The organism is Rothia sp. HMSC065C03, from assembly GCF_001837295.1.
In the GTDB taxonomy this organism is placed as follows: Bacteria; Actinomycetota; Actinomycetes; order Actinomycetales; family Micrococcaceae; genus Rothia.
Genome location: NZ_KV831978.1, coordinates 233,686 through 234,466 on the forward strand (window position 1 = coordinate 233,686; position 781 = coordinate 234,466).

Here is a 781-nt window from a genome sequence, read left to right on the forward strand (position 1 = left end):
GTGTACCTGCCCTAGCGGGTCGTATTCTCAACTGGCTGGGGCTATGCTTTTTCATCGGTATCGCCGCCCTCTTCATGTATATTGCGAATGCCTTGTCACAAATCAACTGACGACGCCCTCCGGTAACTCAAAACGGCGTATGCAAAGAGCCCTGTTCCTCGTGTTGAGGTACGAGGCTTTGCTGTATGTATGCCGTATGTTTGGTGGAATCGGCTCGACATGCTTGTTCTCTCGGCGGGGGAGGGTCTAGGGTGAAGTTAACACCCCCCTCGTGCGGAATGTGAAAGGTTGTGGATGCGATGTCGCAGCTACCCCAAAATAACGAAGATTTTGATAACAACCCTGAATACGCCAAGCTCTACCAAGCGGATGACAGCCAACAGCCGGAGACTGACGGCACGGACGACTGGGAGCAACCTGCGAGCGAGCAACCTCCCGCTGTGCAAGGAACACAAGACGGTAAAAGGGCTGCGAACTTCTCCCTGCTTTTCGGCTTCCTCAGCCCGCTGTCTTTCGTTCTAGGGTTTTGGTTGCTTGTCCAGGGTCTTGGAGAAAGTGGTCTGCAGGTAGCTCTCGCCGCGCCGGTGCTGAACATCCTGGGTATCTGGCAGGGGTGGGTAGCGCAGAGGCACGGTGTACCTGCCCTAGCGGGTCGTATTCTCAGCTGGGCGGGTGTAATTTTTGCCCTTCCCTTCGCCATCATCGTCGCATTGTTCTTGATTGCCGTAGCCGGCCGCATATAACGGCGCCCCCGGTAACTCAAAACGGCGTATGCAAAGAG

Annotated in this window: 1 protein-coding gene; it reads left to right on the forward strand. The window is 55.4% G+C overall.

What is annotated here, in order from left to right; translation table 11 throughout:
• Positions 1-299: 299 nt before the first annotated feature.
• Positions 300-743 (forward strand): hypothetical protein, encoded by a 444-nt coding sequence (locus HMPREF2605_RS01195; protein ID WP_070846705.1) that lies wholly within the window; start codon positions 300-302, stop codon positions 741-743.
• The last annotated feature ends 38 nt before the right edge of the window (positions 744-781 follow it).